The sequence below is a fragment of the Paenibacillus sp. Pae15 genome (genome assembly GCF_024519685.1).
GTDB lineage: Bacteria > Bacillota > Bacilli > Paenibacillales > NBRC-103111 > Paenibacillus_G > Paenibacillus_G naphthalenovorans.
On sequence record NZ_JALJRM010000008.1, the window covers coordinates 52,586 to 78,304 of the forward strand.

The window sequence follows — 25,719 nt, forward strand, 5'->3', positions numbered from 1 at the left end:
CGTCCTGCTTTACTTCAAGATTTGCTTCGCTTTTTCTTCCATTCGTTTCGCCGCTTCCTCCGGAGTAATCGACAATCCGAACAAGGCCTGCGTCGTATCCTTATGCAGCTCGGCCAATTCCGCCGGCAGCGTTTGGTCATAAGGCCAAAACATCGCTTTGGCATTCGCCGCCATTTCGGCCAGCCGTTTAGCGTATACGTCTTTGTAAGTTACTCCATTGATCGCAACAGGAGAAGCCGTACGATCCGAATAAGCTTGTGCGGTTTCCAGGCTGGTCAATTCCTTAATCAATTCGATAGCCAAATCCGGGTTGGCCGACTTCTTGGATACGGACCATACCGGAGCCGTGGTGGCTTGAAGGTTGCCCGGATCGCCTTTGCCTCCCGGCAGCGTCGGGAACGGGAAGAAATCCAATTTGGCCTCAAAGCTCGGCGCTTCCGCCCGCATGTTATTTACGAACGCATTGGACATCAGCATCATGGCCGCTTGCCCCGTGTACATCAGCTGGCGTCCTTGACCCGCATCGTAGGCAATGCCGTTGAAGCCTTTGTTAAACGCTTCGCGTTTGGAAAGCTCTTGAATGTACTGCCCTGCCTTCACATAGCCCGGATCGTCAAAGCCGCGGCCCTGACGTGCGAACGCATGGTTGAACAGCTCCGGACCTTCCGCGCGGTCAGCCAAATACATCAAGTAGTAAGCCCCCGGCCATTTGGGCTGGTTGGCCAATGCGATCGGGATGACTTTATTTTGCTTCAGCGTATCGACGACATTCAAGAACTCCTCCCAAGTAGCAGGGGGGTTGATCTGATGTTTGGCAAATATCTCTTTATTGTACCAGAACACGGACAGGGAAAGCCCCAATGGCAGCCCGTATACTTTATTGTCGAAGGTCGCATTGGCTAAAGCCTGTTGGTTATAAAGGCTCGAATCGAACTGACCCGTAATTTCCAAAACATTGTTCTGACCGACAAACTCTTTCAGCCATCCGCCGCCCCACGAATGGAACACATCGGGCGGATTGCCTCCGGTCATCGCTACAGCAAATTTTTGTTTATAGGTGTCATTTGGCGTTTGCAGCGTTTTGACTTCGACGTCCGGATGCTTCGCTTTGAAACGTTCTACCGCTTCCAAATATACTTTTTCTTTCTCGCCGGGATCGATATACCAAAACTCCAGCGTTTTCTTGCCTCCGCTATTTCCTCCTGCCGCCGGGGTGCCGGATGACGTTCCGGATGTGCTTCCTTGTTGGCTCGTTGGTGTTGTGGAACTGCTGCAAGCCGCCAAAATAAGGGAGATGGCACTTAACATGACCATTGTTTTTTTCATTCCAAACCCTCCTGAACATGGTAATGAAGGATAAAACAACACCGAAAAATGGAGCCCGTTAATGGGATCGCTTCATCACCCCCTTCAAGCCGTATGGTTTTGTGTTTGCATCGGGATTGATTTGTAATCGATTACAAATCAATCGTTTGTTCATGTCCTGAAAGCGGACACGAACCTTGTTGTATTGTAATCGATTACAAACGGTTTAAATGAAATCCGCAGGATTCGCGGATGACTAACTCGTCATTCAGAATCACATGTTTGCTGCTTAAAGGCTCACCCTTCATCATGCGGATCAGCATTTCTACCGATATTCTGCCCAAGTCCTCTTTAGGCTGTGCCATTGTAGTCAACGGCGGTTCACAGATCAATGCCATTTTGATGTCGTCAAATCCGACCACCGCAAATTCATCCGGGATGGATATCCCCAGTTTTCTGGCTGCTTTCATAGCCCCAATGGCCATTTCATCACTTGCCGCTACCAATGCCGTAGGAGGGTTGGGGGAGGCCAGCATCTGCAAGGCCAGGTCATAGCCGGATTGAAAATAAAAGTCTCCTTCACAAACCAGGGATTCATCGACAGCCAATCCATGGGCTTCCATCGCGGAGAAAAAGCCTTCCTGCCGCTCCTTGCTCAAGGAAAGTCCAAGGGGGCCGGAAAAATAGGCGATTCTGCGGTGGCCCAACCGGATGAGATGTTCGGTTGCCGTTTGTGAGCTTAAGCGGTTGTTATTGATTACAAAAGGAATGTCTGCGGGTGTCTCTTGGTGCCCTACAATCACAACAGGGTGCTTGTCTATTACACGCTGTATTGCTGAGGGATGCATGCGAGGATACAAAAAAATCACGCCATCAACCATTTTTTGCTGCAGCAGGTGCAAATATTTTTCTTCCATCTCCGGCGATTTGTCGGTATCTCCTAACAGAACCTGATAACCGTTCTCAAATGCCGCATTCTGTATGGATTTTAAGATGTAAGAAAAAAACGTGTTCATAATGTTGGGGATCACAACCAAAATACTGTTGGTTTGCAGCTTTCTAAGATTGCGGGCCAACATATTCGGTTGGTAATTCAGCTCCTCAATAGCCCGATATACCTTCTCGCGATTTTTCGGGGAGACTTTCTCCGGATTGGTATAGACGCGTGATACGGTCGCGACGGATAACTTGCATCGTTTAGCTACATCATCCATCGTCACCTTTCGCATTCCGACACCCCCTTCTTTATCCCTTGCCGCATCGAATGTAATCCATTACATGTATGCGTTTACAAAGATTCTAATACAAGATATTTCCATCGTCAATACAAAATCTGGATTTTCAGCTTTTTATTCCCGGGAAACGCCTCTCTATGCATTGAATGAATTCGCCATACGCATCCCGCAAATCGGTTATCGTGATCAGCTCGGGCGTATTGGCAATCTCCTCGGGCGAATGATCGCCCAGAATACTGTCAAGCCCCTGATAGTTAAACTTTAAATCCTTATACGTTTGATCCAGCTTCTCCAGCACGACTCCGATTAAGGTTTGATATTGTTCCATGTTTGCTCTCCTGCATTTTTTAACTCATTGTATCATAATGACCTCTGCAGCGGACAATGAAAAAAGACCGTATTCCGGTGAATAACGGTCTTTTCAATCATGCGGCGCTTCAGGAAAAAAGGGGGTTATTCGCCCGGTTACTTACCTGGAGGCGTTACTTCCCTTAGCGGCATAAGCCGTACCGTTCCGGTATTCCGAATCCCATTCGGGAGCCGGTACGCCCGGTACCTTGCCTTTTAACAGCGGATCATTCGTTTCCCGCATTCTGCGCTCTACGCGTTCACGCAGCTCAAGCAGTATATCCCTGAATGCCGGATCTCCGGCCAAGTTGTTGGTTTCAAGCGGATCCTGGGACAGATCATACAGTTCCTCGGGGACATTGGGCACGTAATATTCGTCCCTTACTGCACGCCCGGACAGGCTGCGGTGAATATCCAGCGGCAAGTAAACGGACGGCCCCGGCTCAAAGTTGCGGATATATTTGTACCGTTCCGTGCGGATTCCGCGCATAGGGTGGTACAAATCATGCCACGTCAGCTCGCAGAAAAAATGGTCCCGTACGGAATCCTCTTTCCCTTCGAGCAGCGGCAGGAAGCTTCGTCCGTCAAGGTCGGCGGGCAGCGGAGCTCCGGCCAATTCCAGAAGGGTCGGCATTAAATCGATATTGCAAAGCAGCTGCCGCTCTGTCCTGCCCCCTGCCCATTGCTTCGGCCACGATATAATCAGTGCGGTCTCCAATCCGCTGTCGAACAGGGTGCCTTTGGCCCGGGGGAACGCTATGCCGTGATCCGTCGTGTAGATGACGACCGTGTTCTCGTCCAGCCCCGTTTCTTTCAAGGCATTCAGAATACGTCCGACGCCAAGATCAAGCGTCTTGGCCGAACCGTGAAGCAGGGCGAAATCATCGCGCACATCCGGCGTATCCGGAAGATAAGCCGGGGGAACGGCCTTTTCCCTAGGGTCCGCGGCATGCTCATATTCATCGAAATCCCGGTGCGTTTCAAAAAAACCGACAGAGGCAAAAAACGGCTTCCCGCCCTCCTTCGCCTTTTCTCTTAAAAAGGCGGCGGTTCGTTCACCAACCGCAGGAGCTCTGTCGCCCGGGACGGAAATGACTTCCTCATAACCGAGTGCCTTGCCCGAAGAAAAGTTCGTCCCGCCGGGCTCCCCGATCGTCTCATGGCTTAACCCGATCAAAGCCGTTTGATACCCTTCCTTGCGGAGTTCCATCGGCAGCGTAGCCACGCCGTCACGAATGGAAAATCCAAGATGGGCAAGCCCAATCATGCCGTGATTATGCGGGTAACGTCCGGTAATGACGCTTCCCCTGCTGGGACTGCATTGGGGCGCCGGACAAAAATAGTTGTCGAAAAGAACGCCCTGAGCGGCCAAACCGTCGAGATTCGGCGTTTCTACAGGTCGTCCGTAACAGCCTAAATATCTTCCCGTATCATGCGATATCATGAGAAGAATGTTTGGTTTATTCATTGATCATACTCCTTCTGGCATTCATCATCACCTAAGCCGCGAATTGCAGGCTCATTCTTTGACCGCACCGGATGTCAGACCGGAAACGATCCGCTTTTGAAAAATAAGGACAAGAATAACAATCGGCACTGTCACACTGACGGTAGCCGCAGTAATTTCTCCCCAAGGAAACGTATATTCCCCTTGAAACATCGCGATACCGACGGGTACCGTCATCATGCTTTGCTTCGTGTTGATCGTAAGCGAAAAGAGAAACTCATGCCAGGAATCGATAAATACGATAATGGCCGTCGTGAACATCCCCGGCACAGCAAGCGGCAGGATGACTTTGCGAAAGGTTTGCATGAGCGTTGCGCCGTCAATCTTTGCAGCCTCTTCCAATTCCACAGGGATCTTCTTGAAAAAAGTGGTCATATACCATATCGCAAGCGGAAGAGCAAATGTCGTATGAGGGATTACCAGCCCTAAATACGTATTGCGGAGTCCCGTTGACTGCATAAATAGAAAAATAGGCGAAATCGTAGCAATCTGAGGAAACATCGAAACAGCAAGCAGCAGCCCCAGAAATAACGTTTTCCCGTAAAAGTGCAGCCGTGCGATGGCATATGCGGCGAAGGACGCAACGAACAAACTGTATACCGTCGTCAGCAGAGCGACCGTCAGGCTGTTCACAATGTAACGCGCAAGCGGATGCGCCGTAAACGCGTAAATATAGTTATCCAACGTCGGTTGCTGGGGAATGATCCGAAAAGCAGATTCACCGAACAGCTCTGACGGAGATTTTATAGATGCGAGGAAGGTCCATAGAAATGGAAACAACACCGCAAATATAAACATGAACAACAATATGTGAAATCCGAAACCCGCTTTTTTGCGCATGTGCTTCCCCCTATCCCCCGCGCTTGGCGATGATATCCGAACCGAGAATTTTAACGTAGATCATGCAAATGATCGCAATGCATAGGAACACAATGACCGACAAAGCCGATCCCGCTCCAAAATTAAGCTGGGCAAACATCGTTTTATATGCATAAATAGAGATGGACTCCGTAGAGTTCGCCGGTCCGCCGCCGGTTAATACATAAATCAGGTCAAATACCCGGAAGGCGTCCAGCGTCCTGAACAGGAGCGCTACCAGAATCGTCGATTTTAACATGGGCAGCGTGATCCGGAAAAACCGCTGCCATTTGGTGGCGCCGTCTACCTGAGCCGCTTCATACAAGGAATCGGGTATGGTCTGAAGTCCGGCGAAGAGCAGCAGCGCGATAAACGGAGTCGTTTTCCACACATCGGCAAAAATGACGGCGAATAACGCCCCGGCTTTCGTGGACATTAGCATCCCCATGTCGGAAATGATGCCGAGATCCGTCAGCCATTTCGCAAAAATGCCGCTTTGGCCGTCATACATGTAGGACCAGATCATTCCCGAAATGGCCGTCGGCGTTGCCCAGGGAATCAGTATAGCGGCCCTGGCAAGCCCGCGGCCCTTGAAGGGTTGGTTGATCAGGAGGGCGATCATCAGTCCAAGCACCAGTTCGATGGAGACGGAAAACACGCTAAACAGCGTCGTATTGGCAAGCGAATCCCACATTCGCCGGTCCGTCAGAAAGTAACGATAATGCTCCAGCCCGATAAAGTTCGGCTCTACAAATGAAGACTGAAACGCCTTGACCAAACCGATGGAATCATCCGGTCTTTTTAACGCATCTTGAGACTTTAATTGGTGAAGACGCTCTTCGATTCGGGTCAGTCCCGAGCGGACATCGACCGCGGTTTGATTATCGATTTCAGCATATTTCAAAGCATCAGGCACCGGCTTGAAATCATACAGCAGCTGATCCACCTGATCATAACGTTCCTTGACAATGCTCTCCTCGTTCAACTTTCCAGCCAACTGCTTAACATCGGCGGCAATCCGGCGGATATCCTCTTTCGCGGTGCCGGCGGCGCTGCGCGCTTCATTGTCCAGTACATTGAACAAAACGTTAATCGTACCCACGTACCGTTCCATATCAATGGAATAGCTGTTGTGCATGGCCGATTTGGCGGGATCGTTCAGGCGGACGTCGTACAGGCTGATCCAAAACGAACGGGCTACGGGCCAGACTGCAATCAGGAAAATCATGATGAACGCCGGCAGCACCAAATAGTACCCCGCATGTTTCTCCGAAAACCAATACCGGCGGGCTTTGTTCTTGTTTCCCGGGTTCATGGAACACCCACTTCCATTAAGCTTTTGAACAGTCGGGAGCCATATGGAGACGGCTCCCGACCGTATTCAGGTTGATATGATGTGCGTTTATTTCGCCGCTTTGATTTTCTGTTCCATGTTTTGTACAGCTTGTTCGGCAGTTTGTTCGCCGGCGATGGCCTTGGATACTTCGACTTGGATGATATCGGAAATTTTGGCATACAGCGGCGTAATAGGTCTCGGAACAGCAGCGCTAAGTCCCTCTACAAACTCGCGGTTGGCAAACAGCGGGCTTGCTTTTTGCACATCCGGATCATCAAAGAGCGGCAAATAGGTCGGTGTCTGCGTACTGTCGATCGCAATAATTTTTTGGCCTTCCGGGCCCACCATGAATTTCAAGAACTCCCACGCTTCACGCGGATGTTTCGAATATTTATTGATCGCGGCAAACCATCCGCCCAGCGCCGCCGCAGACTTCACATCTCCGGCCGGAAGCGGAGCGATGCCTACCTTATCGGCAATTTTAGACACTTTCGGATCGATCGCCTGGGCATACAAAGCCGGCCAATGGCGTGCAAACACAGCCGCGCCTTCTATAAAAGCGTTACGTGTTTCAAGCTCGGTGAAGGTTTTGATATCAGTCGGCACAAATCCCGATTTCGAGATTTCGATCAGCTTGTTCAGTCCTTTAATGGTATTTGCGCTGTTGATGGAAACGTTCCCTTTGTCGTCATATACTTGTCCGCCATAAGCAGCAGCCAGCTCGGTGAAGTTAACGACAAGACCCTCGTATTGCTTGGCCTGATAAACATACCCGTATTTCGTCCCGCCTTGACCCTTCAGCTCATTGGCTTGCTGAATAAGCTCATCCCAGGTTTTCGGCGGCGATTTCACAAGATCTTTACGGTAGTATAACAAGCCGGCATTGTTATAACGCGGAAGCGCCCATTGCTGACCGGCAAAATAACCGGCGTCTATGCCGCCCTGCAAATAGTTGCTCAGATCAATCTTATCCTCCTGGATAAAACGGTCGAGCGGAAGCAAAAAGCCGGCTTGGGCGAATTCGGCAGGCCAGACGACATCGAGGTTCATCACGTCGATTTCAGAAGATTGTCCGCCTAAAATGGTAACGTATTGATCGTGCATCTGCGTTGAATTGTTAGGAAAATCGCGCAGCTCCACTTCAATGTTCGGATGCTTGGCATGAAAAGCATCGATCAATTTTTTTGTAGCGGGGGTCTGATCGTTCCCCTGGGCAAAAACAATCTTCACCTTCTCTGCCTTATTTCCCTCATTTGCAGCCGATGACTGGTTGTCACTGCCGGATGGATTGCTGCTTGAACCGTTATCCTGTGCGCCTCCGCAAGCGCTCAGAGTAATCATACTCGTCATAACCAATCCGAATACTAAGGATTTTTTCCACAACTTCATTTTTTTCCTCCTCTGTACCATACATTCTTTCATTGTTTCATGTTCAGTAAACCCTCAGAAGCACGACCCATTCCGATAAACTCCCTTGCATCCCCCCATAGCCAAATGATTTTAATGAAAAGCTTTTCATCCATAAGAAAAGTCATTTCTCTTAATAAATGCATTAATAACATTAAAATTATGCTATTCATGAATGAAAAGCTTTTCAGTCCTGCGGCTATCCTCCATTTAAATTTTTGCCACAGATTGCCGCTCCACCAGTTCATGAGCAATATAGGTTCTTAATTCGCCAACCTGTTTGCCTTGAACCAAGTTATCCAGCTTCTCCACGGCCAATTGGCCAATTTGGTAGAGAGGCTGTGCGATCGTGGTTAATTTGGGAAAACACATCACCGCAAGCCGCGTATTATCAAAACCAATCACGGACAGATCGTCGGGAACCTTAATGCCGTGCTCGTGGCAATAAGAAATAGCCCCCAATGCCCGTTCATCGCTCGACGCAAAGACAGCCGTGAGATCCGGAGATTTTTGCAGCAGCCTGCCCATGGCTTCATAACCGTCCTCAAAGCGGTAGTTGCCGTTTTGTACGCAGGTCTCATAATCGGCCTCGATATTGTAGGTGCGCAATGCCCGCATGAACCCCTGCAGTCTGGGAACAGCGGTAACCGGATCCATCATGGATCCTGCAATCATTCCTATTCGGCGATGCCCGTTGCGGATCAAATATTCGGTCGCCTCAAATCCCGCCTGTTCATCGTTCACTTTTACCGATGGAATTTCAAATTCCAGGCTGTGTGTGGCCGCCAAAACGACAGGGATCTGAAGCTGCTGGAACAGCTCGTTGTAGTCCGGATAGATGGGTTCACTTGTAAAAATCAGACCATCGATTTGTTTTTCCTTCAGCACTTTTAAACTTGCCAGCAGACGGGGTTTGTTGTTATCCGTATTGCACAAAATGAGATTATAGTCCAGCCGGTGCGCCGTATCCTCCATCCCCCGCAGTATCTCCGCGTAAAATAAATTGGAGATGTCGGGAATAAGCACGCCCAAGGTTTGCGTCCGCTTATGAATCAGGCCTCTGGCCAATGCATTCGGCGTATAGTTGAGCTCCGCTATCGCCTTGAACACTTTGTCCCTGGTCTCTTCGGCTACCAGATTCGGCGAGTTCAATACTCTGGAAACCGTACTGATCGAAACGTCCGCCAACTTGGCTACATCTTTAATGTTTGATCTCATGCCGCGTTACCTCGCCAAGCAAAATGGGTATAATGAAAATTTTCTGAAAACCTTTTCATTCTGTATATTAATTATACTCCTCTTGAAAAATACCGTCAATACTTAATTCATACAATTTCTATGGGAATTTAGACAATAGGGCAGCGGGATACCAAATCAGAGAAAAAAACACCCGATCTGGAACCTCCGATGACGGGTGTACTGTATTAGACATTCAACCCATAGGAAACCGGGCTGTTACTTGCCGACCGTTTTATGGTTTTGCACCGACTTTCTGTTTCTGATCCAATAGTTTACGATAAGGGGCGCGATGATAAACAGCACAATCAAGGTCAGGATGGTGATATTAATCGGACCTCTGACAAAGATGGCCGGATCGCCGTTGCTGATATCGAAGGATTGGCGAACGGCCGTTTCAAACATAGGCGTAAGAACAAAGGCCATCAACAGCGGTGCGATCGGATAACGGTTGATGCTTAAAATAAAAGCCACTACTCCGGCAATCAGCATCACCCAAACATCGAACATGTTGTTTTGATCCGTATATGCCCCCAATACACAGAAGATAATGATCAGCGGAATCATAATGGCATTCGGTATACGGATAAAATAAATCAACAGCGGGATAATAGCGAGAGAGGCCGCCAGACTGATCAGGTTTCCGATGTACATGGACGAAATCAAACCCCAGACAAAATCGGGATTGGTTGTAAACAGCAGCGGCCCCGGCTTTAACCCCCACATAATCAATCCGCCTAACAATACAGCCGTAGTGCCGGAGCTGGGAATTCCCAAGGAAAGCAGGGGGGCGAACGCGCCGACGGCCGTCGCATTGTTGCCCGATTCTGCAGCCGCAACGCCCTCGAGGGCTCCCTTGCCCATTTGCTCCTTATTTTTGCCTACCTTCTTCTCCAGAATATAAGAGAACATAGAGCCTGTGGTCGCTCCCGCTCCCGGCAAAATCCCGATAAAGCTCCCGAGAATACCTGTCCGGATGGAAGGGGCCAAAATTCTTTTCACTTCACTCTTGTCCAGTATGCTTTCTCGAATCGTAATTTTGGCATTGTACTCCGCGTGTATTTTTTGCAGCATGAGCTCAATAATTTGGCAAAAACCAAACATCCCGATAATCAGGGCGACAAATGAAATACCGTTCAACAGATTGACCGATCCGAAGGTAAAACGCGATTGTCCCAGGGTCGGGTCTACGCCGATCGTCGCCAGCAGTATCCCGATAAAAGCCGCGATCAGCCCTTTTCTTTGATTTTCCCCAAACAGCAGACTGATCGAGCATAAAGCCAATAGAATCACGCATGCAATTTCGGGCGGGCCGAAGGATAAGCCGATTTTGGCCAATACCGGACCCATAAAGGTCAGGAAAATAATGCCGATCGTCCCGCCTATAAACGAAGACATGTTCGATGTAAACAACGCTTTGCCGGCCAGCCCTTTTCTGGCCAGCGGGTAACCGTCAAGCGCTGTGGTAATCGACGAGGATTCTCCCGGAATATTGACCAGAATAGCCGTGTAGGAACCGCCGTACATACACCCGTAATAAATGCCCGCCAGCATGATGATCCCCGTTGTCGGGTCCATCGTGAACGTGATCGGCAGAAGCAGGGCAACACCGGTAACGGAACCCAGACCCGGAAGTCCGCCAACGAGGATGCCCAGAACCGCGCCGACGACTGCGGCTAATATATTTTGGATCGATAAAGCAACAACGAACCCATCCAGAAGCGATTGTAAGATCCCCATACGATCATCCTTTCATTTAAATTCCCAAATAGCCCGTCGGGAAGGGGACGTGGAGAAAATGCTTGAATACAAAATAAACGACGGCCGTTGTGCCGATTCCAATCGTCGCGGCCTTGAGCATCGGATATTTCTCCAGAAATGCCAGCCAGGCTATAACGAACAAGCCGAAGGTCAGGATCATGCCGAACACTTCAAAAGCTGCGATCATTACCAAAGTGGCGATCACCGGTACGACATGTTTTTTCTCTATTTTGGAAGACGACGGTTCATTTTTGAAAACCTCAAATAAACTTAACACGGCCGTTAATAATCCTATGACAAACGGCAAAAATCCGCCGCCAGGTCCTTTATCGACCCAAATCTCATGATGAAACCAGCCTTGATAAGCCCAAAAAACGCCAAATAAAGCAATCGCCGCAGATACGATTCTTCCCATCCCGGTCCAGCACCTCCACTACACTGTTCTAAGCCATGATCTTTGGGAAGGCAAAAGGCTTTGGGTAAAGCCTTTTGCCTGCCTGTACGTTACTTAATCGTTCCTGCCTCTTTATGAATTTCAAGATACAAATTCAAGGCTTCTTCAAAATACGCTTTGCTTTCTTCCGCGTTTTTATATTCGCTCTTCAAGTGATTTTTTTTGATATAGTTTTCCTGCCAATCCTTGGATTCGCTTACCTTCTTGAAGACTTCCTCCCAATACTTCACGGCTTCCTTAGGCATATCCGGAGGACCTGCGACGGCCCGGAATTGTGTCAGTTGAATCTCGGGGTAACCTACATCTTTGAAGCTCGGGATGTTATCCAACGGGCTGGACAGCCGTTCCTCCGATGTTGTAGCCAGAGCCCTGAGCTCTCCGGCCTCAATCTGGGCAATGACTTCATTCGGATTGCTGGAAACCACATCGATATGGCCTCCCATTAAGGCCGTCATGGCCTCGCCGCCGCTGTTGAACGTCACATATTTCAATTTCGCTCCCGCATGCTTATTGATCATATGGTAAATCAGATAATCCTCTTGGGTTGCTCCGGCTCCGCCTATCGTGATCTTTTCCGGATTGGCTTTGGCCGCTTGGACTAAATCGTCAAAGGTCTTGTACGGGCTGCTCGCTTTGACAAGAACCAGAAAGGAATCTACCGCCAGTGTAGCGATAGGCGTCAAATCCTTCAAAGTGACTTGCGCATTGTTGACCACGGTGGCGGCCTGTTGGCCGGATACCCAGGTCATAATCGTATGAGCGTCCCCTTTCTTGCTGAATGTATAGGCATTTCCAATAGCCCCGGTACCGCCGGGTTTGTTGACAATCATGATATTTTTGTCTACCAGCTTTTCATTTTTCATCACCTGTGCCAAAGTCCGGGCATTAATATCGCTTCCTCCACCAGGGCTGTAGGGCACTACGAATTCAATATCTTTGGTGGGAACAAATCCAGCCGGAGCTGCACTTCCTTGTTGGTTTTCCGTATTGGCACCGCCACCTGTGCCAGGAGCAGCCGGAGCAGCGGTTTGCTGACTCGAACAAGCAGAGACTAAAGAAAGGGCAATCACCGACGACAATAAAACACTTATAGGCTTCTTCATAGCATCACAACTCCCCTTGTTTTGTTTTCGTAAACCTTTTCAACTTACTATTAACGCTAATCACGGGTTATACGACGAAGGCTAGGCCATCACGAATATTTGAACGCCGGACGCCTTTTTTCCAGGAATGCGGCGACGCCTTCACGGTAATCCTCCGTTTCAAAGGAATCCAATACGAGCTTGGCGATCTCCGGAGTATCCTCTGTTTCCCCTTCCAGCACCTTGCCGATAATATACTTCGAACCTCTAACCGCAAACTGCGCATTTTTGCAGATCAATGCCGCATATTCATACGTTTTCTCCACAATTTCCTCCGCGGGGTAGATACGGTCAATCAAACCGATACGGAACGCCTCTTCCGCCTCCAGCAATCGGCCTGTGTACAAAATATCCTTGGCTTTGGCCGGCCCGACCAGATCCACCACATTTTTGGTTCCCGGCAAGTTGTATACTAAACCGAGCTTGGCCGGAGTAATGCCGAATTTGCCGTTTGGATCGGAGAATCGAAAGTCGCAGGCCACGGCGATTTCGCAGCCGCCGCCTACGCAAAAGCCCTGGATCATCGCAATAGTGGGTTTGCTGAGGCGCATGATTTTCTCCTCGGCAATCAATGTCGCCCGGTTATATTTGTCCGCTCCTTCCGCAGTGTACCGCAGCGTCTTGAATTCGCTGATATCGGCCCCGGCCGAGAAAGCCGTCTCATCCACTCCGCGAAACACAACCACTTTAACCGCTTTATCCTGTTCACATTCATCCATCAATTCGGCAATCGCAACCCACATCTCGTAATTAAGCCCGTTTCGTTTCTCGGGGCGATTAAAATAGACCGTAGCTACATCCTTATTTTTCTCCATATAAACGTATTGCGTTGACATATGCATCCTCCCTCTACTTATAAAATGAATCATTACAAAATAACGCCATTTTGCCGCATCGACTGGATTTGTTCCTCTTCCACACCGATCGATTGTAAAATTTCGTCCGTATGTTGGCCCAACGTTGGAGCCGGCATTCGGATTTTGCCGGGAGTAAGCGAAAATTTCGTCGGAATCCCGATCATTTTCATTTTGCCGATCACCGGATGCTCCACTTCCTGGATCATGTCCCGGGCCAGATAATGAGGGTCCTGCATCGCTTCGGCAAAATTATTGATCGGCCCCGATGGAACGCCCGCTTTCTCGCATTTATCAAGCCAGTAAGCCGAATCATGGGAAGCCATCACTTCCTCAATCAGCGCTTCCAATTCTTCAACATTGTTGATGCGGTCCGTATTGGTCTTAAACCGCGGATCGGTGATCCATTCCGGTTTGTCGATCACATCGGTGCACAGCTTTTCCCACGTTCTCTGGTTTGCGCAGCCGACCATGATATAGCCGTTTTTGGTTTGTACCGACTGATACGGAGCGACCGAACGATGCCTCCAGCCCGACGGTCCGGGAATTTTGCCGGTGGCAAAATAAGCGGCGGCCTCCCAGGTAAACCAAGGCAGTCCGATCTCCGCCAGGGAAACATCCACATGCTGCCCCTGGCCTGTCTTTTGCTTATAAATATAAGCGGCCAGGATGGAATAGGCTGCCGTGATGCCCGCACCGATATCATAAACGGCAATCCCCGATTTCATGGGTTTTTTGCCCGGTTCGCCGGTCATGCTCATCAGCCCCGTCATGCCTTGAAGCACCAGGTCAAATCCGCCCTTGTGAGCGTAAGGACCCGTTTGGCCGTAACCGGAAATCGAACAGTACACAATGCCCGGATTGATTTCTTTTATCGTGTCATAATCGATTTTTAACGACTTGGTAACGCCCGGACGGTAATTTTCCACAATAATATCCGACGTTTTGGCTAATTTATAAAAGATTTGTTTTCCTTCTTCGCTTTTCAAATCGAGCGCTATGCTTTTTTTGTTGCGGTTAATTTGGAAAAAGCTTGTCGATTCCCCGTTGATGAAGGGCCCCAGCTGCCGGGAATCGTCTCCTCCGGCCTTTTTCTCCACCTTAATGATTTCGGCTCCCAAATCGCCCAAAATCATCGTGCAGTGAGGTCCTGCCATAATTTGCGATACATCCAGAACACGAATTCCTTCTAAAGGAAGCATATTGCAACACTCCTAACCTATAAAAATAGTATATTATTATGAAAATTTCGAATATAATATTGAAATCATCTTCTAAAAGGGGAGAGATGTTTTGCCGTTCATCAAGCGTAAACTCCCGTTGCAGCTTCGCATCATCGGATTAGTGCTCACAGTGGTACTGACGATTCTGGTAAGTATCGGCTATCTTTTTAATTTGATCATTGTTCAATTTGTAGAAGACGCCGTCGGGGACAGCGCGCTCGATGCCGCCAAACTGATAGCCGAATTGCCGGACATCAGAGAAGCGATGGAGCTTGGCGATCCTCACTCATACCTTCAACCGCGGACACGGGAAATAAGAGAGAAAACCAAAGTGGGTTTTATTACGATCCTCGATTCCAACGGCATACGCTATACGCATAACAATGAGGAGTTGATCGGCCAAAGATTTACAGGAGGCGATGAAGGACCCGCCCTTGCCGGCGAAGAATATATTTCCAAGGCCGTCGGTATTTCCGGGCCGTCGATCCGGGCATTCGTACCCGTCAAAAAAGACGGCAAAGTCATCGGCGTCATCGCCGTAGGCATGTTCAACAACAACATATACAAAATCGTAAATTCGTACTTTATTTCCGTCATTTATTTTCTGTGCATCGCTTTGGCACTCGGAATTCTTCTCTCCATCCTGCTGGCCAGGAGCATCAAGAAAACGATGTATGGTCTGGAGCCCGATGAAATCGCTAACATTGTGAAGGAACGCGAAGCCCTCTTGGACTGTTTGCATGAAGGAGTCATTGCCGTTGATAAAAACCGGAAAGTCACCTTGATCAATGAAACGGCCCGCAAGATCCTGTCGTTTGACAGCGATGCGCTCGGCAAGCATGTAACGGAGATCATACCTTCATCCAGATTAAGCGAAGTCATGGATACGAAAGAAAAAGAATACAATACGGAACATACCGTCAACGGCGTCACCGTGATCGTCAACCGCGCTCCCATTATCGTAAACAATGAGGTCGTCGGCGCCGTTTCTACGTTCAGAGATACCTCCGAAATGCGAAGCCTGGCGGAAGAACTGACCGGCGTGAAGCAATACATGGAGGGCCTGCGTGCCAAGACTCACGAATTTATGAACCGGCTTCACACCCTTCACGGTTTGTTGGAGCTGCGGGAATATGAAGAAGCGAAGTCGTTCATACTGCAAACCACCAACAGCCAACAAAAGCTGCTTCAATTTTTGGGACGAAAAATATTGGATCCCAAAACCTCCGCTCTCCTTCTGGGAAAGATCCAGCAAGCCGAGGAGCGGAACATCTCGTTAAAAATCGATCCCGGAAGCCATCTGCCGCCATTGCCTGAGGAGATTTCCAACAGCATGATCCTGATTCTCGGCAATTTAATTGACAATGCGTTTGATGCTGTCAAAGGCATTGCCGATGGACAAATCGAGGTCACCTTGCTTGATCAGCAGGACCAATGGGTCATCATGGTGGAAGACAACGGCCATGGAATTCCGGAAAGCCGGATCCCGTTTATTTTCAAGAAGAACTATTCAACCAAAAATGCCGACAGAGGCTACGGCCTGTATCTGGTTAAGAACCATATCGATCACGTACTGCACGGAGAGCTGAATGTCACTTCCTCACCGGATCTTGGAACCGTCTTTTGGATAAGCATCCCCAAACGTTGATTGAAATAGCAAAATACAGGAGGGCTCACCTTGTTACTTAAAGTGTTGATTATTGAAGATGATCCTATGGTATCGAGCATCAATCAAAAGTACCTCAACAAAATCGATTTGGTGGAATGTGTCGGCAGCGCCAGAAACGGTCAAGAAGCAATGGATCGGATTGTAGAGCTTGCTCCGGATGTGATTCTTCTTGATATCTACATGCCTTCCATGAACGGCTTGGAGCTACTGCGTGAAATTCGCCGCCAATCCATTGAAGTCGATGTCATTTTGATCACGGCCGCTGATCACCCCCAAATTATTGAAGAATCCATGCGGCTCGGGATTGTGGACTATATTATTAAGCCGTTCGATTTTGACCGCTTCCGTTCCGCATTGGAAACCTTGAAAAAAAGACATCTGCTCTTCCGTCAGCATACGAACCTGAATCAACAGCTGCTCGATTCGTTATACACAAAATCCAATCCTAAGCGGTCGGGCGGTGAAGAAACGGAAGTACCTAAAGGCATTGATCCGATTACGCTGCAAATGATCCGGGACACGCTCGCAAATTCCGGGCAGCCGTTATCCGCTCAGGACATTGCCGATCAATTGATGCTGTCGCGAATAACAACAAGAAAGTATCTGGAATATCTGTGTGAAATAGATGAGATTATGCTCGAATTGAAATATTCCAGCAAAGGGCGTCCTACCAAGCTGTATGTTTATAACGATTGATTTAATTGTAAGCGTTTACCTATTGGCTGATCATGTTCTCTGCCATATATCTTCGGCTCTGTCCGACATAATGATCGGATACGAACTGAAGCATTCGCAAATCCTCCTCATTCAGTTCCCGGACGACTTTAGCGGGAGACCCCATGACCAACACTCCAGGGGGGATTTTTTTCTTTTCTGTAATCAAGGTACCGGCGGCAATCAGAGCCTGCTCCCCGATTTCTGCATGATTCATAACAATAGCCCCCATGCCGATCAACGCTCCGTCATGGATCGTGCATCCGTGTAAAATTACGTTGTGTCCGACCGATACCTTGTTTCCAATGTGCAGCGGCAGTCCGGGGTCCACGTGAAGCGTACAGCCGTCCTGGATATTGGTTCGATCGCCGATCACAATCGGCGCATTGTCCCCGCGCAGTACCGAATTGAACCAAACGCTTGACTCCTCCCCGATGGTAATATCGCCTATTAACTGAGCCCCCGGTGCCGTGTATGCGGTGGGATGCAGCTGCGGCTTAACATCGCCTAATGAATAAATCATCCGCGTCTTTCCTCCTTTGCTTGCACACAAGACCAACACCCTTCCTTTAATGATAGCGATTACATTTTTGATTATAGCGGACCCGCCGCCCGTTTTGTTTTTTCGTATTCAACGTAAATTAATTCAGCTTTTGTAACCGGTTTTTGTAATTTTTGTAGCGATCGGCAGTGCAATACCAGTCATGATGCGCTTCATAGCAAAGCCCGGCATCGCCTTGAAAATCAAGCGATGCCGGGCTTTGGAATTATTCCGCCGATGAGATGTTGACTCTTTGCAGACGCAGCGCATTAAGAACAACGGATACCGAACTTAAGGCCATGGCCGCACCAGCCACCCATGGTGCCAACAGGCCGATGGCTGCAACGGGGATCCCCAGCGTGTTATAAGCGAGGGCCCAGAACAAATTTTGCCGGATGTTGGCCATCGTTTTTCTGCTTATCGCTATGGCGTCGGCAATGCTGTTCAAATCTCCGCGCATCAAGGTAACATCCGCCGCTTCCATCGCCACGTCCGTTCCTGTGCCGATGGCCATGCCGATGTCTGCAACCGCGAGCGCCGGGGCATCGTTGATGCCGTCTCCGACCATCGCCACCTTCCTGCCTTGTTCCTGCAGCTTCTTCACTTCCCGTGCTTTTCCTTCGGGCAGCACTTCCGCGATGACATCCTCGATACCTGCTTGTTTGGCGATGGCTTTCGCCGTACGTTCGTTGTCGCCGGTAATCATGATGACGTGAATTCCCATTTGCTTTAAGCGGGCAACCGCCTCTTTGGACGTATCCTTGATCGTATCCGCCACCGCGACAACACCCGCATACTGCCGGTCGATTGCGACGAGCATCGCCGTTTTGCCTGCCTGCTCCAGCTTTTCCATCGTATCCGCCATCGTATTCGCCGCAGTTGCGATCGCAACATCGTATTTGGCCATCAGCTTTCGGGTTCCGGCCAATACTTCTTTACCTTCGACTACGGCTCGAATCCCGAAACCCGGAATGGCTTCGAATTCATCGGTCTGCCCCAGTGAAATGCCTTTCGCTGAAATTCCCGTTACGATAGCCTCGGCAAGCGGATGCTCGGAATTTTTCTCGGCGGCTCCAACCAGCTTTAATAACGTCGTTTCATCGATCCCGGATGGAATCACATCCGTGAGTTCCGGTTTGCCCTTGGTCACCGTACCCGTTTTATCCAATACGATGGTTTCAATCCGGTGCGTGGATTCCAGGTGCTCTCCGCCCTTAAACAAAATGCCCAGCTCCGCCGCACGGCCGGAACCGGCCATAATGGAGGTAGGGGTGGCAAGCCCAAGCGCACATGGGCAGGCAATAACCAGTACCGCAATGGCTTTTTCCAAAGCTCCGGCCAAATGGCCGGGTTCCATCCAGATATACCATACGGCGAAAGTGATAATGGCAATTCCGACTACAACGGGAACAAAAATTCCGGAAATCACGTCTGCAATCCGCTGAATCGGCGCCTTCGAGCCCTGCGCTTCCTCCACCACTTTAATGATTTGAGCAAGCGCCGTCTCCTTGCCGACCCGGGTTGCTTTGATTTGAAGCATGCCATTCTTGTTTATCGTTGCTCCGATTACGCGATCCCCTGGTCTCTTTTCGACAGGAATGCTTTCGCCGGTAAGCATCGACTCGTCCACGGACGATCTCCCTTCGATGACTTCACCGTCTACCGGCACTTTCTCTCCGGGCTTCACCAGAACGATGTCGCCTACGGCGACTTCTTCTACAGGAATAGTCATTTCCTGGCCGTTTCTGACGACCAAAGCGGTCTTGGCCTGCAGTCCCATAAGCGATTTGATCGCTTCGGATGTCCGCCCTTTGGCCAGGGCTTCAAACCATTTCCCGAGAATTACCAATGTGATAAGTACAGCGCTGGTCTCATAATACATGGCCGGCGCGTGCTGTCCGCCATGAGCGTTTGTCGCCCAATCAACCGTCAAATACAAACTGTAAAAATAAGCCGCGGAGGTACCCAAAGCAATGAGAACATCCATATTCGCACTTTTGTTGCGGAGCGCTTTATAAGCGCCGGTATAAAAGGGTTTACCGATGATGAATTGGACCGGTGTCGCAAGCGCCAATTGAAACCATGGATTCATAAAAACCTCAGGCATCCAGATCCATGAAGTGAACGAAAAGTGAGTGACCATGGCCCATAGAAGCGGAAAGGACAATATGGCGGAAATGAGCAGCGTCACCTTCTGCCGCTTGAGCTCCTGCTGACGGCGCGTGCCGTCGTCCTCCTCCTCCTGCTTCGGAACAGCCTTGTAGCCGAGCTTATCCACCTTCTGCTGCATATCTTCGATAGACACTTCAAGCGGATTGAACTCCACATGAGCCGTTTCCATCGCAAAATTAACAGTGGCTTTCGAAACGCCATCCAGTTTATTCAATCCTTTTTCAATGCGATTGGCGCAAGCGGCGCAGGTCATTCCTGTAATCAGTAAAGAAGTTTGCTTCGTTCCGGTACTTGCGGAATCCATACCAAACACCCGCTTTCGTATATGTTGCATTTTTTCATATATATTGGTTTTGTCAGGTTTACCTGTTACCGATTTTAGTATACCCCCCTATAGTATATTTGTCAACGGACTTCTTCTTTGTTTTACCATTCCCCTTGGCAAGTTGAACCATACCGGCCGCAGATCTCCAGAAATCCATACCGGTTTTGTCTGTTCAATATGAATTCTATAAACGAAAACATATCGCCAAAAAAAAGCAAAAGCCTGGTCCTGCAGTCTCTGCTTGGACCAAGCTTTTTGCCACGCCTTGAATTTCCCTTTATTTAACGTTGGAACTCAACGATACTCCGCTTTTTTTCATTCACCGTGAGCTGAAATATATCCGGCCGGTTGTAGTGTCCCATGACATCAAAGTCGTACCGGCTTTGGACGATCTGGTCCAACGGCAAATCGGCGACCAACAGCCCTTCCTCATCCCATAACGGCTTGATTACATATTCGCCTAACGGCCCTACGATCGCGCTCCCGCCCCGGGACAGCACGTCGGGCTGCCCGGAAAGCTCGTCCAGGCAGGCTAAATCATCGGGGTATGTGTTTTTTGTGGCATACTGATTAGAGGATAACACGAAGCAGCGGCCCTCCAAGGCGATATGCTGAATCGTTGCCTGCCAGGTATCGCGTGCGTCCGCCGTCGGAGTGATGAACAGATCAATCCCTTTGGCATACATCGCGGTTCGCGCCAAAGGCATGTAGTTTTCCCAGCAGATCAATCCGCCGATTCTCCCGAATGGCGTTTGAATCACCGTTAGCGTGCTGCCGTCTCCCGATCCCCACAGCAGCCGCTCTGCGCCCGTGGGCATCAGCTTGCGGTGTTTGCCGAGCAGCCGTCCGTCGGGTCCTATATATACCATGGAGTTATACAAGGTCGAGCTGCCGAATTCGGCTTCGCGTTCTACGACGCCGACAATCAGGTAGACTCCGGCATCATATGCTATTTGTCCAAGAAAATCCATGTCTTCACCCGGAATTTCTACAGCACTTTCCCAATATCTCGCCCAATCCTTTCTGCCCGAATCCGTTCGGCTCCCCACCCGGGTCCCAAACGTAAATCCTCTAGGGTAGCCTGAGACGAACGTTTCCGGAAAAACCACCAATTGGGCCTGCTGCTTTGCCGCTTCCTTCGTCCACTCCGCTATTTTCTGCATCGCTGAGGCCTTGTCAAAAAGAACAGGAGCCGACTGAACCACCGCTACACGTACCGTACGTTCCATAGGAATGACCTCCGTTTATCGTATTTACTCCTTCAAGTCCGTACTTCTATCATAACGTGCGTGAAGAAATGGTAAACAGCCAATCCTCCTCCTTTATCCCCATCCAATCCGCAGCATGCCGAATCAGGAATTCATAAATTATTACCAAATTGGAAGCATGATTTATGTTAAGATACCAAATAATATGACTGAATCAGTCGATTCAACAGTTAGGCGGTGTCCCTATGTGGAAGCCCGATCGCACAAGCAAAAAACCGTTATATCAGCAAATTGCCGAATTTATGGAACGCAGAATAAACTATGGCGAATACCCTCCGGGCAGCGTTTTGCCATCCGAAAGAAAGCTAGCGAGCCAGCTTCAAGTCAATCGGAGTACGATCGTGCAAGCTTATGAGGAGCTTCGCGCCTCCGGACTCATCGAAAGCCGCGTCGGCTTCGGAACCAGAGTCAGCGGCGATAAATGGGGATTTACCCCGAAGCATGCCGCAAATTGGCGCTTATATGAAGAGAGCGGCGCTTTTTTACCGAATATTCCTTTCATTCGGCGTATTCGGGAAGAGATTCGTAAAAACCCGGACATTATCGATTTTGCCAGCGGCGAGCTTTCGGCGGATTTGTTCCCCAATCAGGCCTTTCAAAAACTGTGGCAGGAAAAACCTTATCTTGACCATTGGGGCTATGACGACCCTCAAGGCTATTTGCCATTAAGAGAAACGCTGGCGTCCTTTTTGCAAACGTACCACGGGATCGGTTCAACCTCGTCTTCGATTCTCATTACTTCCGGATCGCAGCAGTCTTTATTTTTAATTACTCAATGCTTGCTTAGTGCCGGGGATGCGGTGGCCATTGAAGATCCTTCCTATTGCTATTCCCTGCCTATGTTTCAATCGGCAGGATTGCGGCTGCTCCGTTTGCCGGTCAAAGACGACGGGATCCAGCCCGATGATCTCTTGTCTTTATACCGCCGGCATCGTGTACGCATGATTTTTTTAAACCCGAATTATCAAAATCCTACCGGAACGGTGCTAAACCCGGCGCATCGGATGAAGCTGCTGGACGCCGCCGCGGATTTGGGGATTCCCATCGTCGAGGACGATCCCTTCAGCCTGACATCCTTTGACGGCAATGCGCCTAAGCCTTTGAAGGCGTACGATACGGCCGGAAATGTGCTCTACATTGGATCACTGTCCAAAATTGCCGCATCCGGCTTGCGGATCGGGTGGATGGTGGCCCCGCAATCGGTGGTGCATCGCCTGGCGGATGCCCGCCAGCAAATGGATTTTGGTTTAAGCGTCATTCCGCAGTGGATTGCAGCGCAATTTTTAGGTTCGAAGACCGATTTTGAAGATCATGTGGCCTCCTTGAGAAAAGCACTGCTTCGCAAACGGGATCTCCTTGCTTCAGCCATGGATGAATATTTGAAAGGCGAGGTGGATTACTCCTTACCTCAAGGAGGATTGAATATGTGGTGCAGCATACACAAAAAAGTGGATGATTTCAGGCTGTTGGAAGAAGGGATTAAACGCGGCGTTATTTTTGTCCCGGGAAGCGTCTATGGCTCAAAGCCCGGTTATGTCCGTTTTTCATTTTCAAGGCCTGACCCGGAAAGCATACACAAGGGAATTCGTGCCTTTGCAGAAGGATTGAAGCATTGCTGATCCCAATGGACGGGATAAGACGCTTCCGATTGGATGGTTACAACACAACATTTTCTTGTTACGATCCAAGTATAAGACTAGGAGCTGGATGGTGAATGCAATGCCTCTCTACATTTATTACATTATTTTCTTAACGATTATGTTAATTGGGACGATAGCCACGATCATGATCGGCCTGTCCAAAAAAAACAAAGAAGGAAATCCCGGTTATGACAAAAGAACAGGCAGCATTTTTAAAAATCTGTCCATTTATTATATTATCGCTATCGTTCTCGGTTATATTGCGTTGATTCTATATATAGTCAAATGATCATTCGTGCAGCCAAAGAAGGAGTCGGTTTTCCGGCTCCTTCTTTTATTTTGAAACGGTTAAGGTTTATCTGCAGAATGACATTGTCTTTTTCTTTACCCGCTGAGATTTTTAAATATCCCCCCTGCTCGTCCATAGCTTCAATTCCATTCTTGGGATAGAGCCCTTCCGTTTTGAGATGCGAGAAGAAGCTTTCCATTGAGGCGTTATCATGACAGTTGCCTCTCCGAGACATTTTCCCGGTATTTCTTCATCCATTTCTTCATCCGTTGTTTATCCTGAATCCCCAAGTGTTCGTTGATCTGCCCATAGGTCCACTTTTCTTCTGCATGTAGACGAATAGCTTCTGCCTTCATTTCTTCTGAATATGTTTTGAACTTCTGTCCTTTGATTGCCATAAAAAATACCCCCTAGAATTCATCGGATTTCCCTAGGGGGGTTTCCAATGTCTATTCTAAGGGGTGCACTTTACCCTTGCCGCCGTTCTTTTTTTCATTTTGTCATGGATGATAAATTGGTAAAATATGAATGGGAACGTAATGAAGAAAACATTCAACAAAAAATTGTTGAGGGCGAAGTTAACAGCCGCAACGTTCCTCCACTTTTTTCATGCGTAGTAGTTAACATTATACAATGACCCCCTTTATTTTTCTATGATAATTTGAATACTTATTTTCTGCTGCGAAAAAAAAACTGTGCCGCTCACGCAGCACAGTTTTGGGTAACAGGTTTATTTTCTCCGAGGACCTGCCGATTTAATCTCCTCGCTCATATCGGAAAATTTCTCGAAATTTTGGATGAAGCGCTCGGCCAATTCCGCCGCTTTCGCTTCATACGCCGCTTTATCCTCCCATGTGTTTCTGGGTACCAGCACTTCGCTTGGAACGCCGGGAACGGATTCGGGGCAAAGCACGCCAAAGACCGGATCGGCGACAAATGTCGTTTGTTCAATGCTGCCATTGATCGCGGCGGACACCATAGCACGGGTATAAGCAAGGTTCATCCGTTTCCCTACGCCGTAAGGCCCGCCGGACCAACCGGTATTGACCAGGTACACTCTAGCTTTGTGCTCCTCGATTTTCTTCCCCAGCATCTCCGCATACACGCTTGGACGCAAAGGAAGAAAAGGGGCTCCAAAGCAGGTGGAGAACGTCGCTTCCGGCTCCGTTACCCCTCTCTCCGTACCGGCCAGCTTCGAAGTGTAGCCCGACAAGAAGTGATACATGGCTTGTTCCTTCGTCAGCTTGGAGATCGGAGGAAGCACACCAAACGCATCGGCCGTCAAGAAAATGATCACGTTCGGATGTCCGGCAACCCCCGGGATCAGTGCGCCGGGAATATAATCGACAGGGTAAGCGGCGCGCGTGTTTTCCGTAATCTGATTGTCGCTGTAATCGGCAATTCCGGTGTCTTCATCCAAAACGACATTTTCCAACACCGAACCGTAACGTATGGCCTGCCAAATTTGCGGTTCCTTTTCTTCCGAGAGGCCTATGCATTTCGCATAACAACCGCCCTCAAAGTTAAACACGCCCTGATCCGACCAGCCGTGCTCATCGTCTCCGATTAAACGGCGGTTCGGGTCGGCGGAAAGCGTCGTTTTCCCTGTGCCCGACAGCCCGAAGAATAGAGCGGTGTCCCCATTCTCTCCGACGTTAGCCGAGCAGTGCATCGGAAGAACGCCTTGGAACGGAAGAAGATAATTCAGTACGGTAAAAATGGATTTTTTCATCTCGCCGGCATACTCGGTGCCGCCGATCAGGACGACTTTCTTTTCAAAAGAAACGCAGATGAAAGTTTCGGAACGGGTACCGTCAACGGCGGGGTCGGCCTTCAATCCCGGAAGGGCGATCACGGTAAACTCCGGCTGATGGGCCTGCAGTTCTTCTTTCGTCGGACGGACAAACAGCTGACGAACAAATAAATTATGCCAAGCGTACTCATTGATGACACGAATGGGAAGCCTGTACTTTGAATCGGCTCCTGCAAATCCGTCGAATATGAACAGCTCCCGCTCCGCCATATATTTTTGCGCTTTTTGATACAGCCTCTCAAACTGAAGCTGTGATATAGGCTGATTTACGGCGCCCCAAGCAATATGGTCCATTACTGACGGTTCCTGCACCACAAATTTATCCTTAGGAGAGCGGCCGGTATACTTTCCCGTCAATGCCCGTAATGCTCCGGAGGAAGCCAGTACTCCTTCCTTTCTCTGCAATGCCGTTTCAATTAATTTTGATACGGACAAGTTGTGATGTGCGTTGTTAGCATGCTGCTGTTGAACAGCCTTAAAGTCCAAGACCATACTGTAACTGCCTCCTTTGGTTCGCTTTAATATAGTGTACATCAATTAATGTATAGTACACAATATAAATTTATCTATTACACAATCTTTATATGTTTTTTACACAATTTCGTCAAATATAACACTCTAT

At 49.1% G+C, this 25,719-nt stretch carries 24 protein-coding genes; 5 read left to right on the forward strand and 19 right to left on the reverse strand.

What is annotated here, in order from left to right; translation table 11 throughout:
- Nucleotides 1-9 precede the first annotated feature (9 nt).
- The 13 genes from NR121_RS08920 to NR121_RS08980 form a co-directional block, all read right to left on the reverse strand.
- Nucleotides 10-1,326, reverse strand: a complete 1,317-nt coding sequence (locus NR121_RS08920; RefSeq protein ID WP_062409521.1) for an extracellular solute-binding protein — start codon at nt 1,324-1,326, stop codon at nt 10-12.
- Nucleotides 1,327-1,520: 194 nt separating this feature from the next.
- A complete protein-coding gene (locus NR121_RS08925) occupies nt 1,521-2,534 on the reverse strand; it encodes a LacI family DNA-binding transcriptional regulator (RefSeq protein ID WP_137670810.1) in 1,014 nt (337 codons plus the stop codon).
- A gap of 112 nt (nt 2,535-2,646) precedes the next feature.
- A complete protein-coding gene (locus tag NR121_RS08930) occupies nt 2,647-2,868 on the reverse strand; it encodes a hypothetical protein (protein WP_054817455.1) in 222 nt (73 codons plus the stop codon).
- Nucleotides 2,869-3,009: 141 nt separating this feature from the next.
- A complete protein-coding gene (locus NR121_RS08935) occupies nt 3,010-4,356 on the reverse strand; it encodes a sulfatase family protein (protein ID WP_054817454.1) in 1,347 nt (448 codons plus the stop codon).
- A 51-nt stretch (nt 4,357-4,407) separates the two neighbouring features.
- Entirely contained in the window at nt 4,408-5,235 is an 828-nt protein-coding gene (locus NR121_RS08940; RefSeq protein WP_062409525.1) for a carbohydrate ABC transporter permease, read from the reverse strand.
- 10 nt (nt 5,236-5,245) lie between these two features.
- Nucleotides 5,246-6,568 (reverse strand): carbohydrate ABC transporter permease, encoded by a 1,323-nt coding sequence (locus tag NR121_RS08945; protein ID WP_174351107.1) that lies wholly within the window; start codon nt 6,566-6,568, stop codon nt 5,246-5,248.
- An 87-nt stretch (nt 6,569-6,655) separates the two neighbouring features.
- Nucleotides 6,656-7,978, reverse strand: a complete 1,323-nt coding sequence (locus tag NR121_RS08950; RefSeq protein ID WP_062409527.1) for an ABC transporter substrate-binding protein — start codon at nt 7,976-7,978, stop codon at nt 6,656-6,658.
- 228 nt (nt 7,979-8,206) lie between these two features.
- Nucleotides 8,207-9,214, reverse strand: coding sequence for a LacI family DNA-binding transcriptional regulator (locus tag NR121_RS08955; RefSeq protein WP_062409528.1), 1,008 nt, complete (start codon nt 9,212-9,214; stop codon nt 8,207-8,209).
- Between the two features lie 237 nt (nt 9,215-9,451).
- Nucleotides 9,452-10,972 carry a tripartite tricarboxylate transporter permease gene (locus NR121_RS08960; RefSeq protein ID WP_062409529.1) on the reverse strand — a complete coding sequence of 507 codons (1,521 nt, stop codon included), beginning with the start codon at nt 10,970-10,972 and terminating at the stop codon, nt 9,452-9,454.
- 16 nt (nt 10,973-10,988) lie between these two features.
- A complete protein-coding gene (locus NR121_RS08965; RefSeq protein ID WP_062409530.1) occupies nt 10,989-11,408 on the reverse strand; it encodes a tripartite tricarboxylate transporter TctB family protein in 420 nt (139 codons plus the stop codon).
- An 89-nt stretch (nt 11,409-11,497) separates the two neighbouring features.
- Nucleotides 11,498-12,550, reverse strand: coding sequence for a tripartite tricarboxylate transporter substrate binding protein (locus NR121_RS08970; RefSeq protein ID WP_062409531.1), 1,053 nt, complete (start codon nt 12,548-12,550; stop codon nt 11,498-11,500).
- A gap of 89 nt (nt 12,551-12,639) precedes the next feature.
- On the reverse strand, nt 12,640-13,425 hold the full coding sequence (locus NR121_RS08975; RefSeq protein ID WP_074730079.1) for an enoyl-CoA hydratase-related protein: 786 nt from the start codon (nt 13,423-13,425) through the stop codon (nt 12,640-12,642).
- Between the two features lie 32 nt (nt 13,426-13,457).
- Entirely contained in the window at nt 13,458-14,645 is a 1,188-nt protein-coding gene (locus NR121_RS08980; RefSeq protein WP_062409533.1) for a CaiB/BaiF CoA transferase family protein, read from the reverse strand.
- Nucleotides 14,646-14,736: 91 nt separating this feature from the next.
- On the opposite strand from NR121_RS08980, the gene NR121_RS08985 reads away from it, so the two are divergent.
- A complete protein-coding gene (locus tag NR121_RS08985; protein WP_082660843.1) occupies nt 14,737-16,314 on the forward strand; it encodes an ATP-binding protein in 1,578 nt (525 codons plus the stop codon).
- A gap of 30 nt (nt 16,315-16,344) precedes the next feature.
- Nucleotides 16,345-17,031: a response regulator gene (locus tag NR121_RS08990; protein ID WP_054817447.1), complete on the forward strand. Its 687-nt coding sequence runs from the start codon at nt 16,345-16,347 to the stop codon at nt 17,029-17,031.
- Between the two features lie 19 nt (nt 17,032-17,050).
- On the opposite strand, the gene NR121_RS08995 is transcribed toward NR121_RS08990, so the two are convergent.
- The 3 genes from NR121_RS08995 to NR121_RS09005 form a co-directional block, all read right to left on the reverse strand.
- Nucleotides 17,051-17,572 (reverse strand): gamma carbonic anhydrase family protein, encoded by a 522-nt coding sequence (locus NR121_RS08995; protein ID WP_074730077.1) that lies wholly within the window; start codon nt 17,570-17,572, stop codon nt 17,051-17,053.
- Between the two features lie 244 nt (nt 17,573-17,816).
- Entirely contained in the window at nt 17,817-20,066 is a 2,250-nt protein-coding gene (locus NR121_RS09000; RefSeq protein ID WP_256831088.1) for a heavy metal translocating P-type ATPase, read from the reverse strand.
- Nucleotides 20,067-20,368: 302 nt separating this feature from the next.
- A complete protein-coding gene (locus tag NR121_RS09005) occupies nt 20,369-21,316 on the reverse strand; it encodes a carbon-nitrogen hydrolase family protein (protein WP_062409537.1) in 948 nt (315 codons plus the stop codon).
- A 224-nt stretch (nt 21,317-21,540) separates the two neighbouring features.
- On the opposite strand from NR121_RS09005, the gene pdxR reads away from it, so the two are divergent.
- Nucleotides 21,541-22,974 (forward strand): MocR-like pyridoxine biosynthesis transcription factor PdxR, encoded by a 1,434-nt coding sequence (pdxR, locus tag NR121_RS09010; protein ID WP_062409538.1) that lies wholly within the window; start codon nt 21,541-21,543, stop codon nt 22,972-22,974.
- Between the two features lie 88 nt (nt 22,975-23,062).
- Nucleotides 23,063-23,284, forward strand: a complete 222-nt coding sequence (locus NR121_RS09015) for a hypothetical protein (protein WP_235594148.1) — start codon at nt 23,063-23,065, stop codon at nt 23,282-23,284.
- Here the strand turns inward: NR121_RS09015 and NR121_RS09020 are convergent.
- Nucleotides 23,277-23,420 carry a hypothetical protein gene (locus NR121_RS09020; RefSeq protein ID WP_162492397.1) on the reverse strand — a complete coding sequence of 48 codons (144 nt, stop codon included), beginning with the start codon at nt 23,418-23,420 and terminating at the stop codon, nt 23,277-23,279. The two genes, NR121_RS09015 and NR121_RS09020, sit on opposite strands and share 8 nt — an antisense overlap.
- A 73-nt stretch (nt 23,421-23,493) precedes the next feature.
- Complete coding sequence (locus NR121_RS09025) at nt 23,494-23,682, reverse strand: IS3 family transposase (protein WP_054817445.1); 189 nt, start codon at nt 23,680-23,682, stop codon at nt 23,494-23,496.
- Between the two features lie 47 nt (nt 23,683-23,729).
- On the opposite strand from NR121_RS09025, the gene NR121_RS09030 reads away from it, so the two are divergent.
- Nucleotides 23,730-23,921 (forward strand): hypothetical protein, encoded by a 192-nt coding sequence (locus NR121_RS09030; protein WP_062409539.1) that lies wholly within the window; start codon nt 23,730-23,732, stop codon nt 23,919-23,921.
- A gap of 93 nt (nt 23,922-24,014) precedes the next feature.
- Here NR121_RS09030 and pckA read toward each other — a convergent pair whose 3' ends face one another.
- Nucleotides 24,015-25,589 (reverse strand): phosphoenolpyruvate carboxykinase (ATP), encoded by a 1,575-nt coding sequence (pckA, locus tag NR121_RS09035; protein WP_062409540.1) that lies wholly within the window; start codon nt 25,587-25,589, stop codon nt 24,015-24,017.
- Nucleotides 25,590-25,719 lie beyond the last annotated feature (130 nt).

Coding starts and splice junctions, on each gene's coding strand:
- pckA (WP_062409540.1), bottom strand. CDS start 25,589: ATGGTCTTGGACTTTAAGGCTGTTCAACAGCAGCATGCTAACAACGCA.
- NR121_RS08920 (WP_062409521.1), bottom strand. CDS start 1,326: ATGAAAAAAACAATGGTCATGTTAAGTGCCATCTCCCTTATTTTGGCG.
- NR121_RS08945 (WP_174351107.1), bottom strand. CDS start 6,568: ATGAACCCGGGAAACAAGAACAAAGCCCGCCGGTATTGGTTTTCGGAG.
- NR121_RS09030 (WP_062409539.1), top strand. CDS start 23,730: ATGTCTATTCTAAGGGGTGCACTTTACCCTTGCCGCCGTTCTTTTTTT.
- NR121_RS08970 (WP_062409531.1), bottom strand. CDS start 12,550: ATGAAGAAGCCTATAAGTGTTTTATTGTCGTCGGTGATTGCCCTTTCT.
- NR121_RS09005 (WP_062409537.1), bottom strand. CDS start 21,316: ATGGAACGTACGGTACGTGTAGCGGTGGTTCAGTCGGCTCCTGTTCTT.
- pdxR (WP_062409538.1), top strand. CDS start 21,541: ATGTGGAAGCCCGATCGCACAAGCAAAAAACCGTTATATCAGCAAATT.
- NR121_RS09015 (WP_235594148.1), top strand. CDS start 23,063: ATGGTGAATGCAATGCCTCTCTACATTTATTACATTATTTTCTTAACG.
- NR121_RS09000 (WP_256831088.1), bottom strand. CDS start 20,066: ATGGATTCCGCAAGTACCGGAACGAAGCAAACTTCTTTACTGATTACA.
- NR121_RS09020 (WP_162492397.1), bottom strand. CDS start 23,420: ATGGACGAGCAGGGGGGATATTTAAAAATCTCAGCGGGTAAAGAAAAA.
- NR121_RS08980 (WP_062409533.1), bottom strand. CDS start 14,645: ATGCTTCCTTTAGAAGGAATTCGTGTTCTGGATGTATCGCAAATTATG.
- NR121_RS08960 (WP_062409529.1), bottom strand. CDS start 10,972: ATGGGGATCTTACAATCGCTTCTGGATGGGTTCGTTGTTGCTTTATCG.
- NR121_RS08950 (WP_062409527.1), bottom strand. CDS start 7,978: ATGAAGTTGTGGAAAAAATCCTTAGTATTCGGATTGGTTATGACGAGT.
- NR121_RS08965 (WP_062409530.1), bottom strand. CDS start 11,408: ATGGGAAGAATCGTATCTGCGGCGATTGCTTTATTTGGCGTTTTTTGG.
- NR121_RS08955 (WP_062409528.1), bottom strand. CDS start 9,214: ATGAGATCAAACATTAAAGATGTAGCCAAGTTGGCGGACGTTTCGATC.
- NR121_RS09025 (WP_054817445.1), bottom strand. CDS start 23,682: ATGGCAATCAAAGGACAGAAGTTCAAAACATATTCAGAAGAAATGAAG.
- NR121_RS08995 (WP_074730077.1), bottom strand. CDS start 17,572: ATGATTTATTCATTAGGCGATGTTAAGCCGCAGCTGCATCCCACCGCA.
- NR121_RS08940 (WP_062409525.1), bottom strand. CDS start 5,235: ATGCGCAAAAAAGCGGGTTTCGGATTTCACATATTGTTGTTCATGTTT.
- NR121_RS08975 (WP_074730079.1), bottom strand. CDS start 13,425: ATGTCAACGCAATACGTTTATATGGAGAAAAATAAGGATGTAGCTACG.
- NR121_RS08925 (WP_137670810.1), bottom strand. CDS start 2,534: ATGCGAAAGGTGACGATGGATGATGTAGCTAAACGATGCAAGTTATCC.
- NR121_RS08930 (WP_054817455.1), bottom strand. CDS start 2,868: ATGGAACAATATCAAACCTTAATCGGAGTCGTGCTGGAGAAGCTGGAT.
- NR121_RS08935 (WP_054817454.1), bottom strand. CDS start 4,356: ATGAATAAACCAAACATTCTTCTCATGATATCGCATGATACGGGAAGA.